This window comes from Rhodoferax bucti (assembly GCF_005876985.1).
GTDB lineage: Bacteria > Pseudomonadota > Gammaproteobacteria > Burkholderiales > Burkholderiaceae_C > Allorhodoferax > Allorhodoferax bucti.
The window spans coordinates 144,412-156,448 of the sequence record NZ_VAHD01000005.1 but is presented as its reverse complement, the minus strand read 5'-3'; the positions used below and the strand labels follow the sequence as shown (position 1 = coordinate 156,448).

16 protein-coding genes are annotated in these 12,037 nt (G+C 55.1%); 5 read left to right on the top strand and 11 right to left on the bottom strand.

Features of this window, described 5'->3' with window-relative positions; all coding sequences use genetic code 11:
- Positions 1 to 21 precede the first annotated feature (21 nt).
- The 6 genes from FDM28_RS16595 to FDM28_RS16570 form a co-directional block, all read right to left on the bottom strand.
- On the bottom strand, positions 22 to 312 hold the full coding sequence (locus FDM28_RS16595; RefSeq protein ID WP_138517151.1) for a heavy-metal-associated domain-containing protein: 291 nt from the start codon (positions 310 to 312) through the stop codon (positions 22 to 24).
- Between the two features lie 57 nt (positions 313 to 369).
- Positions 370 to 1,020, bottom strand: a complete 651-nt coding sequence (locus FDM28_RS16590; RefSeq protein ID WP_138517149.1) for a methyltransferase family protein — start codon at positions 1,018 to 1,020, stop codon at positions 370 to 372.
- Positions 1,017 to 1,310: a DUF2933 domain-containing protein gene (locus tag FDM28_RS16585; RefSeq protein WP_206022001.1), complete on the bottom strand. Its 294-nt coding sequence runs from the start codon at positions 1,308 to 1,310 to the stop codon at positions 1,017 to 1,019. The genes FDM28_RS16590 and FDM28_RS16585 overlap by 4 nt, the downstream gene beginning before the upstream one ends.
- Positions 1,311 to 1,345: 35 nt before the next feature.
- Complete coding sequence (locus tag FDM28_RS16580) at positions 1,346 to 2,938, bottom strand: multicopper oxidase family protein (RefSeq protein ID WP_138517148.1); 1,593 nt, start codon at positions 2,936 to 2,938, stop codon at positions 1,346 to 1,348.
- Between the two features lie 69 nt (positions 2,939 to 3,007).
- On the bottom strand, positions 3,008 to 3,505 hold the full coding sequence (locus tag FDM28_RS16575; protein ID WP_138517146.1) for a hypothetical protein: 498 nt from the start codon (positions 3,503 to 3,505) through the stop codon (positions 3,008 to 3,010).
- Between the two features lie 134 nt (positions 3,506 to 3,639).
- The gene (locus tag FDM28_RS16570) at positions 3,640 to 4,047 is read right to left on the bottom strand and encodes a hypothetical protein (RefSeq protein ID WP_138517144.1); all 408 of its coding nucleotides are present in this window, start codon (positions 4,045 to 4,047) and stop codon (positions 3,640 to 3,642) included.
- A 68-nt stretch (positions 4,048 to 4,115) separates the two neighbouring features.
- Here FDM28_RS16570 and FDM28_RS16565 point away from each other — a divergent pair, with 68 nt between their 5' ends.
- Positions 4,116 to 4,598: a hypothetical protein gene (locus FDM28_RS16565; RefSeq protein ID WP_138517142.1), complete on the top strand. Its 483-nt coding sequence runs from the start codon at positions 4,116 to 4,118 to the stop codon at positions 4,596 to 4,598.
- Positions 4,599 to 4,625: 27 nt separating this feature from the next.
- On the opposite strand, the gene FDM28_RS16560 is transcribed toward FDM28_RS16565, so the two are convergent.
- The 5 genes from FDM28_RS16560 to FDM28_RS16540 form a co-directional block, all read right to left on the bottom strand.
- Entirely contained in the window at positions 4,626 to 5,099 is a 474-nt protein-coding gene (locus FDM28_RS16560) for a DUF411 domain-containing protein (RefSeq protein WP_138517140.1), read from the bottom strand.
- Positions 5,100 to 5,222: 123 nt separating this feature from the next.
- Entirely contained in the window at positions 5,223 to 5,564 is a 342-nt protein-coding gene (locus FDM28_RS16555) for a copper-binding protein (RefSeq protein ID WP_138517138.1), read from the bottom strand.
- Between the two features lie 53 nt (positions 5,565 to 5,617).
- Complete coding sequence (locus tag FDM28_RS16550; RefSeq protein WP_138517136.1) at positions 5,618 to 6,103, bottom strand: cupredoxin domain-containing protein; 486 nt, start codon at positions 6,101 to 6,103, stop codon at positions 5,618 to 5,620.
- Positions 6,104 to 6,141: 38 nt separating this feature from the next.
- Entirely contained in the window at positions 6,142 to 7,554 is a 1,413-nt protein-coding gene (locus FDM28_RS16545) for a multicopper oxidase family protein (protein ID WP_138517134.1), read from the bottom strand.
- Positions 7,555 to 7,566: 12 nt separating this feature from the next.
- A complete protein-coding gene (locus FDM28_RS16540) occupies positions 7,567 to 8,673 on the bottom strand; it encodes a TolC family protein (protein WP_138517131.1) in 1,107 nt (368 codons plus the stop codon).
- A gap of 140 nt (positions 8,674 to 8,813) precedes the next feature.
- On the opposite strand from FDM28_RS16540, the gene FDM28_RS16535 reads away from it, so the two are divergent.
- The 4 genes from FDM28_RS16535 to FDM28_RS16520 all read left to right on the top strand — a co-directional run bounded on the left by FDM28_RS16535 (position 8,814) and on the right by FDM28_RS16520 (position 11,890).
- Positions 8,814 to 9,500: a heavy metal response regulator transcription factor gene (locus FDM28_RS16535; RefSeq protein WP_138517129.1), complete on the top strand. Its 687-nt coding sequence runs from the start codon at positions 8,814 to 8,816 to the stop codon at positions 9,498 to 9,500.
- A complete protein-coding gene (locus tag FDM28_RS16530; RefSeq protein ID WP_138517128.1) occupies positions 9,497 to 10,909 on the top strand; it encodes a heavy metal sensor histidine kinase in 1,413 nt (470 codons plus the stop codon). The genes FDM28_RS16535 and FDM28_RS16530 overlap by 4 nt, the downstream gene beginning before the upstream one ends.
- Positions 10,910 to 11,079: 170 nt before the next feature.
- Positions 11,080 to 11,367, top strand: a complete 288-nt coding sequence (locus FDM28_RS16525) for a CopK family periplasmic copper-binding protein (RefSeq protein ID WP_138517126.1) — start codon at positions 11,080 to 11,082, stop codon at positions 11,365 to 11,367.
- 160 nt (positions 11,368 to 11,527) lie between these two features.
- Positions 11,528 to 11,890 carry a hypothetical protein gene (locus FDM28_RS16520; RefSeq protein WP_240792053.1) on the top strand — a complete coding sequence of 121 codons (363 nt, stop codon included), beginning with the start codon at positions 11,528 to 11,530 and terminating at the stop codon, positions 11,888 to 11,890.
- Positions 11,891 to 12,037: the final 147 nt, after the last annotated feature.

Here is a 12,037-nt window from a genome sequence, read left to right as displayed (position 1 = left end):
AACTTTTCATGTGAGATACGACTAACGGCAGCAGCAGCCGCTGTTGGAGCCAGATCCAGAGTCGCAGCCTCCCGCTTTCGGTGGTGCGGCCGCGTCATCAATAGATACGACTGTTGCAGGATAGTCTTCACTGGCCAACGCAGCAATCAACGATTCAGACCCCGCTTGTAGATCAGCTCTAACCTTGGCACGCCCGTTCTCCAAGTCCACATCCACGTGGGCTACTCCGGGAACGGACATCAGGGCTTTGGTGACATGTTTCACGCAAGCGCCACAGCGCATGCCTTGGACGTTAAGTTCTAAGATTTCCATTGAAAGCTCCTTGATGTAGATTCAAAACCCTTGTTAGCTGCTAATGCAGAACGCCACTCAAGTAGACAAAGGTTGCTGACCGAAACGTGGAAAGAAACGCGGCGTATGTTTCGCATATTCCTCGAATTCCGCCCCGAATTGATAGCGCATTTCTGCCTCTTCCGTCACCGCCAGGCGCCCGTACATCACCAACAGAATTGGAAACATCAACAAAGTCAGCAAGGTGGGCCATTGAAATAGAAAGCCCAAAAGGATCAAGACAAACGCCACGTACTGTGGATGCCGGATTCGAGCATACGGCCCGGCAGTTGCCAAGGTATGGCGGCGTTGTGCGTGGTAAAGCACATTCCATGCATTGGAGAGCAGATAGAAACCCAAACCCAAGAAGATGTAGCTTGCAATATGCAAGGCGCCGAAGTGGGGATCGCCTTTCTCACCCAACAGCGTACTCCACAGGTGACCTGCATCATGGGTCAAGATGTCCAAGCCCGGATACTTCGATTGCAACCATCCGGACAGCAAATAGATGGTGAGCGGAAAGCCATACATCTCCACAAATAAGGCGACGATGAAAGCCGAAAATGCACCGAAAGTTCGCCAGTCCCGGGCTGTGGCTGGCTTGAAGAAGCTGTAGGCAAACATGATGAAAATCGCTGAATTGAATATCACCAGCGTCCACAGCCCGTAGGCAGGTTGATCATGGTTCATGGCGTATCTCCATTTCGGGATGACGTTGACTTGCTGGCATCAGAACGAGACGGATCATCTCCATGGTGGTGGTGTCCATGGCCGTGATGCATGAAGATATGCATAAACGGACAGGCAAGTAACAGCAGTAGCGGGAGCGCTCCCACCACATGTGCCAGATGTTCGGTCAGCAAAAAGTACGTGGCGATAGCACCCAACACCAAGAATCCGATGCCGTAGCGGGTTCGCCAGAATGACTTTGGGGATGGCGAGTGCTCATGCCGCTGCTCAATCCCATGCGTATCGTTCATTTGAAACTCCTTTGTAGAAAGTGAAGGCCAATCGCTCAGCCTGTGACTCGGTAGTTGATCATCATCCCGGCATCCTCATGCTCCAGGTTGTGACAATGGACCATGAACACCTGATCTCCTGGGAAGTCATGGCTGAAGTCAATCACGATACGTACAGACTCGCCGGGCCAAATCAATACGGTGTCTTTCCAGCCCAAATCGCTGACGGTGAGTCCCTTTCCAAACTTTGCCAAGGCTCTGATCTGTCGGGGACTGTTCATGCGCTCCAGCACTTGAAACGAAAAACCATGAAGATGGATGGGGTGTGGCATTCCCACCTTGGGATTGCTGATGGTCCAAACCTCTCTGGTGCCGCGCTTCACATCAAAGGCGTTTTCGTCCATGTTGAACTTGCGCCCATTGATCAAGAAGTCCATGCCTCTCAGAGACAGCTTGATACTGCGCTGGTTGGCGCCCTTCAGAGGAATGGTGGCGATGCGTGAAAGCGCACTTGGCAGCTTATTAATGACACGCTCACCGGCACCGACCGTCAGTTTCAGGATGTTGAAATCAGCACCAATCTCCAGCCGGGACGTGCTGCTGCCCATGCCGGGCATGCTGCCTGCGTCCCCCTCGTTCTCCATGGGATCAAAGGACAGGCTCTTGAGGAATACCTCTTCGCCCGCTTGGGCTTGCCCTGCGTCAAACAGAATGTCCAAGCGCTCACCAGGTGCAACAAAAGCTTCGGTTGCAGACTGAGGACTTTCTATCAAGCCGCCATCGGTACCGATGACGGTAAATCCCAAGCGTTCCTTGTCTTTTACAAATGCCAGCCGGTAGATCCGGGCGTTTGAGCCGTTGAGAATGCGCAGTCGGTAGGTGCGAGGAAGCACCTTGAGGGCTGCATTGGGTGTCAGGTTGGCCAGGATCACATCGCCCAGCCAGCCCATCATGGCTTCCTGTCCATTGGGCTGGTAGCGCAACTGCCCTTGCGCATTGAATTGCTTATCCTGGATCACCAGCGGGAGATCCGTCTCGCCCAGTTTGAGATCAAGCGTTTGGTTCAGCTTACGCTGATCTTCGTCATCGACCAGGAAGAAGCTGGCCAAGCCGTTGTAGGCCTGCTTGGCGGTCAGGTTGTGGGCGTGGGTGTGATACCAATAGGTACCACCCCGGCTCAACACTTTGAACTCATAGTCAAAGGTTTTTCCCGCATCGATCGTGCTGGCAGGATGTCCGTCCATCTTGGATGGTGTCTGCAAGCCATGCCAATGGATGATGGTTGGTTCTGTAAGCTCATTGCGAAGCGTGAGCTTGAGCTTGTCACCACTGTTCATGCGCAATATGGGGTTCTGGTAGCTCTTGCCAGACTGTTCCGTTTGGTACAGCAGAAAGGGAGATGGTTTGCCAGGCAGAAGCGACAAACTGCCCGGTGTAGCACGCATGGTGAGTGGTCCTGTAACGTCCAAGATGCCAAACGGCCCACTGTCTACTGGAATGAACAAATTTTGCTGAAAATTCTCGGCAGCTATGGGATCAAACGGATAGTGCTGGAATCTTTTGGTCGCGGCCGCTATGGCGTTTCCCACGCCTGATGCCATCAGGGTTGCGGCACCCACAAAATGAAACAACTCTCTTCTCTTCAACATAGTCATTTTCCTTGCTATCAAGCTCTTAAAAGTGGTACTTTGGTGTTCAGGGTTAGGTGGAAGTTGGGACTATTGAGCGGGTGATGCTGGCATTCGATCCATCATCATTTGCATCATGGTGGTCATCATTTCCATGCGCTTTTGCATGGCCTCGTGGTGCGTCACCATGTCCATCGACATGCCACCTTGCTTGCCATCTGCTCCTTTACTGCTCATGCCTTTCATGTCACCCATCATCGACATGCCGCCCATGGAATCCATTTTTTCCATCATGGACATGCTGTCTTGCATGGTTTTCATGTGATCGACCATCAATGCCTTGCGTTCTTCGGGCGTCTTTGCAGTCATCATTTTTTCGTGCATCTCGCGCATGGCTTTGATCTTTACGTCCATGGCGACCAAAGCTTCTGAGGGCTTGGAGGATGATTTGGAAGCAGGCGCCTTCAGGGTCTTCTTGGCTGGTTCGGCTGCGTGGTGTTGCGTGTGTTCGGCATCGGTCTGGGCAATGGCGCCCAGGGATGCTGTGGCGATGGCAAGGGTTAAAACAGTGTGGCGAAGCGTGGTCATAGTGAACTCCAAAATTACAAAACAAGGCTGGATGGGGAGACGTTCTGAAAGAGCCCAGCAAGGCGTCAGAACCAATGAAACAGACAAGAATCCCGACGTCTGTGCGTCGAAACACCTCACCCGTGGAAAATGTTTTAAATGGTCAGCCGCAGGAAGCGGATTGACACTGGCGGCTCGCGCCAGTTCGCAACGGCTAGAGATTCTGATCGATCATTGAGATCGTCAACTGCAATCGTGAGTGCTGCTGCCCACGCAACAGGTGCCCACAGTAATTCGGCTTGGCTGTCCAGGTGCTTTACTTTGATCGCGGCTGTTTGTTCTGCAGCGCACACAGTAAGGCAAAGCGCTTTGTCTGGCTCCGGTGTGTGCTCGTCTGCCTCAGAATGGTGTGCCGCCTGAGCGTGCTCCACAGACCCTAAGTGGCCGTGTGCTTCACTTACCAAGCATGCATTGGCAATTCCAACACCCAAAGTCATCAGCCACACCATCAACATCACGACAGCGGTGTATCGTGTGTTCCGATGACTGAAGAATGACTTCATGGGCTTAATGCGAGTTACAAAATTGCTATTGCAATGTCTGTACTGTAGGTCCCTCTAGGATTTGGATATTGACCCACATCAACATGAGCAATCAAACTCTACCGCCAACACATCTCCTTAAGCGAAAACTGTTTTTTCGCTATATCGCCTGGGTTGGAATGTTGAATTTCGCATGGGAAATACTTCAACTCCCCCTGTACACACTCTGGTACGAAAGTCCACCCACAGAAATTGCGTTTGCGGTGGTGCATTGCACGCTCGGGGACATTCTTATCGCGTCGCTATCTTTTTTTGCCGCGTTGGCTTTGTCCAACGGAAAGACTTGGCCCCTGGAGCGCTACTGGCGGATTGCTCTACTGGCTGTCTTTTTCGGGGTTTGCTATACGGTATTTAGCGAATGGAATAACACCGTCGTGACCCGTGCCTGGGCCTATTCGTCATGGATGCCAACGCTTTGGGGAGTCGGACTGTCTCCCATATTGCAATGGTTATTGATCCCTATGTCGGTATTTTGGACACTGTCCAAGCGGCGATTGGGGGACCAAACTTAGGAGCACCGTATAGACGAACTTTCCAAGTCAGCGATAACCCTGAAAGATGCGCGAGCTGCCATCCTTGGCTACCAGCAGGACGTCATAGGCATCTTTGCGTCCGCCGTAGAACGCCCCGTCCATACCGGGCGAGCCCACCGGCATACCCGGTACCGACAAACCGAGGGCTGCGGGCTTCTCCTTAAGCAGCCGCTTGATGTCATTCGCCGGCACATGTCCTTCAATGACATATCCACCGACCACAGCAGTATGGCAGGATCCCAATTGCCGTGGCATGCCCAAGCGCTCGCGGACCACATCGTTGCCGTTTTGGTTGACCTTCACTGTGAAGCCGGATTTCTCCAGGTGCGTCACCCAGTCCTTGCAGCATCCACAGTTGGGGTCTTTCCACACCTCAATAGAGGCGCCATGGCTGGCGGCATGTACACAAGGCAGTGCCAGTATCAGCACAGATCCGAGCAGCATTCGGCGTTGTAGTCTGGTCTTGAATTGAGTGCCCATGGTTTGCTCCTTTGTAGTTTGACGACAAAACACCATTTCCGCTTTGACAAATAACAAGGCGCCATAACGGCGCCTTGTTATTTCCGGAAACTGCCTGCAAGCCTCACTTGCGTACAGGTAGTCTTACTTGACGGGTTGGATCTCGGTGACCACCAGCTTGCCGCCGTCGTTGATCACGGCAAACTTCACCTTGTCACCGGCTTGCACCTTGTCCAACATTGCTTTGTCCTTTGCCGTAAAAATCATGGTCATACCGGGCATGTCCAGGTTTTTGATGTCTCCATGCTTGATGGTGACCTTGCCAGCTTCCTTGTCAACTTTGCGGACTTCACCGTCCGTCATGGATGCCATCTGCGTTGCATCCATTTTGGAATGGTCCATCTGTGCGTTGGCAATGCTAGGCACGCCGACCATGGTCGCCGCGACGACGGCGATAGCTGTAAGAGCGCGTTTGATGGGTTTCATATTGAAAAATCCTGTACTTAAGAGAACGAAATTTTTAGAAGTAGCTGTACGGCTTACTTGGCACCGACCTTCACTTGACCTTTCATGCCGGCCTCATAGTGACCGGGCATCAAACAGGCGAAGTTGACGGTTCCTGCTTTGGTGAATTGCCAGACGATTTCACCTTGTTTGCCGGAGTCCAGCGTGATCTTGCTGGGCTCATCGTGTTCCATGCCGGGGAACTTCTTCATTTGTTCCAAGTGTTCCAGCAGCTCTTTCTCGGTGCCCAGGCTCAGCTCGTGCCGGACCTTGCCCACGTTCTTCACCACAAAGCGGATCGTCTCACCCTTCTTGACCTGGATCTCAGAGGGGGTGTAGCGCATGTTGTCAGCCATCTCCACGGTCACTGTGCGAGTGGCCTTGGCGGCAACGCCAGCTTTTCCGATGGCGGACTCTTCATCATGGCCGCCGGCGTGATTGCCGCTGGCCAGGGCTCCAGTGGAAATAGCCGCAATGCTGGCGACAGCGATGATGGAAGAGACGAATTTTGCAAACTTCATGGTGGGTTCCTTGGGTTAAAAAACAGTGGTGTACAAGATCAGTGACCGGAGTGCGACGACGGTTTGCGCGCATTCAGTACGGTGGTGGGGGTTGGTTTGTCGTTCGCGGGCTTGCCCGAGGCGATTTCTGAGCGCAGCCGCGCAGGTTCAGGGAGCACACCCGTAAATTCCTGGGCCACAGTGCCCGCAGGGAATTGGTACGGGCCCGGGTCGCTGTAGTCCCCCGGCTTTTGGTCCTTGCGCACCTTGAGCACAGTGAACATGCCACCCATTTCGACGGGACCAAACTGGGCTTGCCCGGTCATCATGGGGGCAGTGTTTTCTGGAATAGGCATTTCCATTTCGCCCATGTCGGCCATACCGCGCTCGCCCATGAGCATGTAATCGGGCGTGACTTTCTGGATCTTCTTGATCAATCCCCGGTGGTCCACCCCCACCATGGTGGGCACGGTATGCCCCATGGCGTTCATGGTGTGGTGGCTCTTGTGGCAATGCATGGCCCAGTCGCCTTCCTCGTCCGCAACAAACTCAATCTGGCGCATTTGCCCCACCGCCACATCGGTGGTGACTTCGTACCAGCGAGAGGACGGCGGTGTGGGCCCGCCATCGGTACCGGTCACCAGGAACTCGTGTCCATGGACGTGGATGGGGTGGTTGGTCATCGTCAGGTTTCCCACGCGGATGCGGACCCGGTCGTTGTGGCGCACATTGAGGGTGTCGATGCCCGGGAATACGCGGCTGTTCCAAGACCAGATGTTGAAGTCGGTCATCGTGTTGATCTTGGGCGTCTTGGTCCCAGCTTCCACGTCAAAGGCGTTCAGCAGGAAGCAGAAGTCCCGATCCACATCACTGATATGGGGGTGTTTTTCCTTGGGATGCGTGACCCAGAAGCCCATCATGCCCATGGCCATTTGCACCATTTCGTCGGCGTGCGGGTGGTACATGAATGTCCCCGGCCGGCGCGCGACAAACTCGTACATATAGGTCTTGCCAACGGGAATAGCCTTTTGGTTGAGGCCACCCACACCGTCCATGCCGCTGGGCAGTCGCTGACCGTGCCAGTGGATGGTTGTGTGCTCAGGAAGCTTGTTGGTGACGAAGATTCGTACCCGGTCGCCTTCCACCACCTCGATGGTGGGACCTGGGCTTTGGCCGTTGTAGCCCCACATATTGACTTTGAAGCCGGGTGAGACTTCCCGTTCAACGGGCTCGGCGACCAAGTGAAACTCCTTGACGCCGTTGTTCATACGCCATGGCAGCGTCCAGCCATTCAGAGTCACAACAGGGTTGTAGGGACGCCCGGTCGTAGGAATGAGCGGTGGCGCTGTATTCACGGAAGTCTGAATGACCGGTTCCGGCAAGGTGGCCAGCGCAGAGCGAGCCACCGCCATACCCGCTACAGCAGTAGCAGCACCTGCAAAAAATCGGCGACGGGAATTGGTTTGATCCATGGTGTTTCCTAGTTATTTCTCAGCCGTGGCGCCAGAGCCCACGCCCACGAAGCTGGCCGGGGCTCCGCCTTGCAAAACCAGTTGCAAATCAGCTTCGGCAATCAGGAGGTCGCGCTTGGCATTGATCGCGGACACATTGGCCTGCAGCTGGGCACCGGTCTCTGCCAGGAGATCCCAGACACTGAGCAACATTCCGTTGTACCGAAGCACGGTTTCGTCGTAGACGAACTGGCGCAATGTCTGCTCTTCTTGCGACAGACGGGCAGCTGCGTAGCTGGCCTCATAGATGTCAAAAGCCTGCTTTGCGGTTGCTTGAACGCGCATGCCCTCGGCACGCGGGAGCACGGGACGCAGGGCCTTCAGCCCTTTTTGAATGGCGTCTGCGGTGATCATTGGCGCGCTTACGTCTGGCAAACCATCCGGCAAGCCCACGCTCGATGCCGTTCCCTGCAGTCGGAGGGCTTTGAGCAAGGCAATGTGGGCCTGCTTGGCTTCAGCCTCTGCCTTCAGGGTTTGCAGCTTGACGCCACCCAGCCTCGACTGCGACTGGGCCTGTTCCATGCGGCTCCAATTGCCGACGCGCGCCATACGACGGGCCAGTTCAGCAGCAGCGCCAGACGCTTCTTGCATGTCGCGCTGCGACTTCAAGCTGGCTTGGGCGGCCACGGCCCCCCACCAGGCTTTGCGCGCGTCCACTGCGGTGTCGAGAATCGCGTCAAATTCGTCCACGTGGCGGCGTACGGCAGGATCGACCTCCAACCAGCGCCCTTGGGCAATATGCTCTTGGTTGGCAGCGCCCAGTTGGGACAGGGAAGATCCAAGTTCAGGGCGTGCACGCCATGCTTGTCGAACAGCGGCATCGGCCGTCTTGAGCCAAAAGTCAGGCGCTACCGCGGGAGCGTCCTTGGATGCGGTGTCGTTGGCTTGCTCCCACTTGAGGACATCGGCATGCCCCCGCTTGAATTGGGAGACCGCTTCGTTGGCTTTACGCCAATCCGTGGAGCCTTGCTCCACAGGCTCCTGGGTGGTTGGCTGGGCGGATGCAACACCAGCCAGTGCGCACAAAGCGAGCGTTGCCAACCGTAGCGGTTTGCGTCGCTGGTTCGGAACACGGTGCATGAGAGTCCTTTGGGGTTGTGTGAAACTGGCTGAACTCTATCGAGGCAGTCCCAACGCCAACCTGTCGTTCAGATTACAAATTTGTAATCTTTGGCAGTGACTAGGCCCGTCGGTGCACACTCGGGAAAAGGACACCGACTGTGAAGATACTGATCATTGAAGATGAGCCCAAGACGGGCGAATACTTGCGCCAAGGCCTCAAGGAGGCCAGCTTTATCGTGGACTTGCTCCACAACGGAAACGACGGATTGCACGCTGCCCTCGAAGGTGAGCACGATCTCATCATTCTTGACGTGATGCTCCCCGGCATGGATGGCTGGGAGGTGATGCGCAATCTGCGTCGCAAAGGTAATGAAGTTCCGGTGCTGTTTTTGACAGCCAGAGACCAGGTGGAGGACCGGATCAAAGGTCTGGAGTTGGGCGCTGACGACTACCTGGTCAAGCCGTTTTCCTTTGCAGAGCTACTCGCCCGTGTTCGCACCATCTTGCGGCGCGGCAAGTCCGGTGTCGAAGCCACCTCACTGAAAGTGGCTGATCTGGAGCTGGACTTGCTGCGTCGTCGTGTGACACGTGCGGGAAAACGCATCGATTTGACCTCCAAGGAGTTCGGTTTGCTGGAGCTATTGATGCGTCGGCAAGGTGAGGTTTTGCCACGCTCCCTCATCGCCTCGCAGGTCTGGGACATGAACTTTGACAGTGATACCAATGTGATCGAAGTGGCGGTACGGCGTTTGCGTAGCAAGATTGACGACGCGTTCGAGCCCAAGCTGCTCCAAACCGTACGCGGCATGGGCTATGTTCTGGAAAATCCGCTGACCACGCCATGACGCAGCGCTTCTCACTCACCACCCGTCTAACCCTGTTCTACACACTGGCATCAGCTACCGTTCTGCTGGGCCTGGGAGGGGTGACTTCGCTGGCGATGAATCAGCACTTCGAGGACCTGGACCGCAGCCTTCTGGAGGACAAAATCCACCTCGTCCAGGAAGTCGCATCGAAGGCAACGTCGCGCAAGGATTTTGAGGATCGCCTGAACGACGTACTACACAGCCATGAAGGACTCATCGTTGCGGTCCAGGCCAGTGGGAAGATTTTGTATGAGACGGCCCCGCTCAAGATACCTGACAGGTACGCAAGCCAAATCGGGCGGGATTTGCGCACGCAAAGCGTATCGAACTGGCAAGACACAGGGCATCAGTACCGCGCTTTAGGCACGCTGATCGCCTCAGATTTCCAACGGGATGAGCCTTTGGCCGTGTGGGTAGCCTTGGACACCAAGTCCCACGACCATTTCCAGGCCCATTTTCAGACGACGTTGGTGTTTTATGTGACTCTCGCCACACTGTTCAGCGGATTGCTGGGGTGGCTTGCCGCAAACCGTGGGTTGGCGCCACTGCGGATCATGCGAACGCGTGCCCAAGCCGTGACCTCGAACAAGTTCGAAGAGCGCATGCCGGTAGAGGCCGTCCCGGTAGAAATGGCGGACCTGGCCAGCACCTTGAACGACATGCTGGACCGCCTGCAAGAGGACTTTCGTCGTCTTTCCGAGTTTTCGTCAGATCTGGCACATGAGCTCAGAACGCCGATCAGCAATCTGCTGACGGAAACCCAAGTCACGCTTTCGACAAAGAGAAGCAACGAGGACTATCAGGACGTACTGGCCTCCAATTCAGAGGAGCTGCAACGTCTGGCCCGAATGGTGTCGGACATGCTCTTCCTCGCTAAAACGGAGCACGGATTGGCGCTGCCAAGCCAAGAGACTGTTGAGGTGGAGGTCGAGGCGCAAGCCTTGTTCGACTTCTATGAGGCACTGGCCACAGACAAGGGCATTCGCCTGGAGCTGGACGGCAATGGTGCCATCAATGGTGACCGTTTAATGCTGAGGCGCGCACTGAGCAATCTGCTTTCCAATGCGATACGCCACGCTTCGCCGGACTCCACGGTCACCATCCACATTGAATCTACGCATGACTGGACGGAGGTAAGCATCACCAATCCGGGGAACACCATCAGCCCGGACATGCAACCGCGTCTGTTTGACCGCTTTTTCCGGGTGGACAAATCTCGAACCCATCCCGAGAGTGATGGCGCGGGGTTGGGCCTGGCCATCACACGCGCCATCATGGATGCACATGGTGGTGGGATTACGGTCTCGTCAGAGGCTGGCATGACGCGCTTCACATTACGGTTTCCCAAAGCCAGCGGCCTGACAGCAAATACAAACGTGCCGGTCTGATTCGGACCGACAAGACCACGGCATTGCTTGACCAAAACATGACGTACTTGTAATGCGTAGGTCATGCTTGTGTTGGGGGCAAATTTCTACATTGGAGTCAACGGTGCAGCGATTGCATCGTGCCCACGAAATACCTCGTGGGGTTTACTCACATTGAAGGAGTTTCAATCATGTCTATCCGCAAGTCTGTCATCGCTCTGGCCTTGGCCGTTCCCTTTGCCTCCGCCTTCTCCATGGATATTGCCATCGACAAATCGATCCCGTTGAAGGACGGTTCGGTCGTTCATCAGTTCAAGAACGGCAAGATGGCCATGGAGGACAAGTACGGTCGTCCCACCCGGATGAATGTGGGTGAAACCATGACTGCGGCCGACGGGACAACGATCACGATGAACAGTGACGAAGTGGCGCTGCTTGCTTCCGTGATTCGCGACCACTATGGTCGTCCGGTCAAGTGAGTTGCCGTCAAGAGTCTAAAATAAATGCTGCCGAAATGTTGACAGCAGTTTTTGGCAATCAAGTTCAGAGCCCCTCGGGGCTCTTTTTTTATTCAGGCCAAGTACTCGCCGCTGCTGATCGCTATTCCTTGTGGTTCACGCAAAACTTGAAGCTACTACAATGTTGACCGTGCGCAAATGGCTTGTTATTTTTTTGCTGGTAGTGATTCCGATGCAGTTCGCTTTGGCTGCAACGGCTGGTTATTGTCAGCACGAAACAGGTGTAGCTACCAAGCATCTTGGGCACCATGGCCACAAGCATCAAGCGCAGCTAGGAGACCTCTCTCAGCCAGACAAAACCAAGTCCAGTGGTTTTGATTTGGACTGCGGTAACTGCCATGCGGGTTGCTCCTTGGCCGTGGCATCTGCACTGGGCCACACCGTGCTTCCCGGCATGGGGGGCATTGAACCAAGCCCTGATGCTGTTTTGGTTTCTCCTCCGCTTAAAGTTCCTGATCGCCCTCAGTGGCTCTCCCGGTCTTAACCGGGGGTTAGCTTTCGTTCCGGTGCTTAGTCGATCGCCTGTTGGCACCGGCTAGCGATCGTCGCAAAGCGCATTCAATACCCCCCCACAGTGCTTCCTTGCACTGCTGGTTGGCGTACTTCCATCCAGGCACGCCGAATGCATTGG

Excerpts from the sequence above, each read along its gene's own strand:
- FDM28_RS16525 (WP_138517126.1), top strand. The coding sequence starts at position 11,080 with ATGTCTATCCGCAAGTCTGTCATCGCTCTGGCCTTGGCCGTTCCCTTT.
- FDM28_RS16570 (WP_138517144.1), bottom strand. The coding sequence starts at position 4,047 with ATGAAGTCATTCTTCAGTCATCGGAACACACGATACACCGCTGTCGTG.
- FDM28_RS16545 (WP_138517134.1), bottom strand. The coding sequence starts at position 7,554 with ATGGATCAAACCAATTCCCGTCGCCGATTTTTTGCAGGTGCTGCTACT.
- FDM28_RS16530 (WP_138517128.1), top strand. The coding sequence starts at position 9,497 with ATGACGCAGCGCTTCTCACTCACCACCCGTCTAACCCTGTTCTACACA.
- FDM28_RS16585 (WP_206022001.1), bottom strand. The coding sequence starts at position 1,310 with ATGAACGATACGCATGGGATTGAGCAGCGGCATGAGCACTCGCCATCC.
- FDM28_RS16550 (WP_138517136.1), bottom strand. The coding sequence starts at position 6,103 with ATGAAGTTTGCAAAATTCGTCTCTTCCATCATCGCTGTCGCCAGCATT.
- FDM28_RS16590 (WP_138517149.1), bottom strand. The coding sequence starts at position 1,020 with ATGAACCATGATCAACCTGCCTACGGGCTGTGGACGCTGGTGATATTC.
- FDM28_RS16595 (WP_138517151.1), bottom strand. The coding sequence starts at position 312 with ATGGAAATCTTAGAACTTAACGTCCAAGGCATGCGCTGTGGCGCTTGC.
- FDM28_RS16555 (WP_138517138.1), bottom strand. The coding sequence starts at position 5,564 with ATGAAACCCATCAAACGCGCTCTTACAGCTATCGCCGTCGTCGCGGCG.
- FDM28_RS16575 (WP_138517146.1), bottom strand. The coding sequence starts at position 3,505 with ATGACCACGCTTCGCCACACTGTTTTAACCCTTGCCATCGCCACAGCA.
- FDM28_RS16520 (WP_240792053.1), top strand. The coding sequence starts at position 11,528 with ATGTTGACCGTGCGCAAATGGCTTGTTATTTTTTTGCTGGTAGTGATT.
- FDM28_RS16560 (WP_138517140.1), bottom strand. The coding sequence starts at position 5,099 with ATGGGCACTCAATTCAAGACCAGACTACAACGCCGAATGCTGCTCGGA.
- FDM28_RS16580 (WP_138517148.1), bottom strand. The coding sequence starts at position 2,938 with ATGTTGAAGAGAAGAGAGTTGTTTCATTTTGTGGGTGCCGCAACCCTG.
- FDM28_RS16540 (WP_138517131.1), bottom strand. The coding sequence starts at position 8,673 with ATGCACCGTGTTCCGAACCAGCGACGCAAACCGCTACGGTTGGCAACG.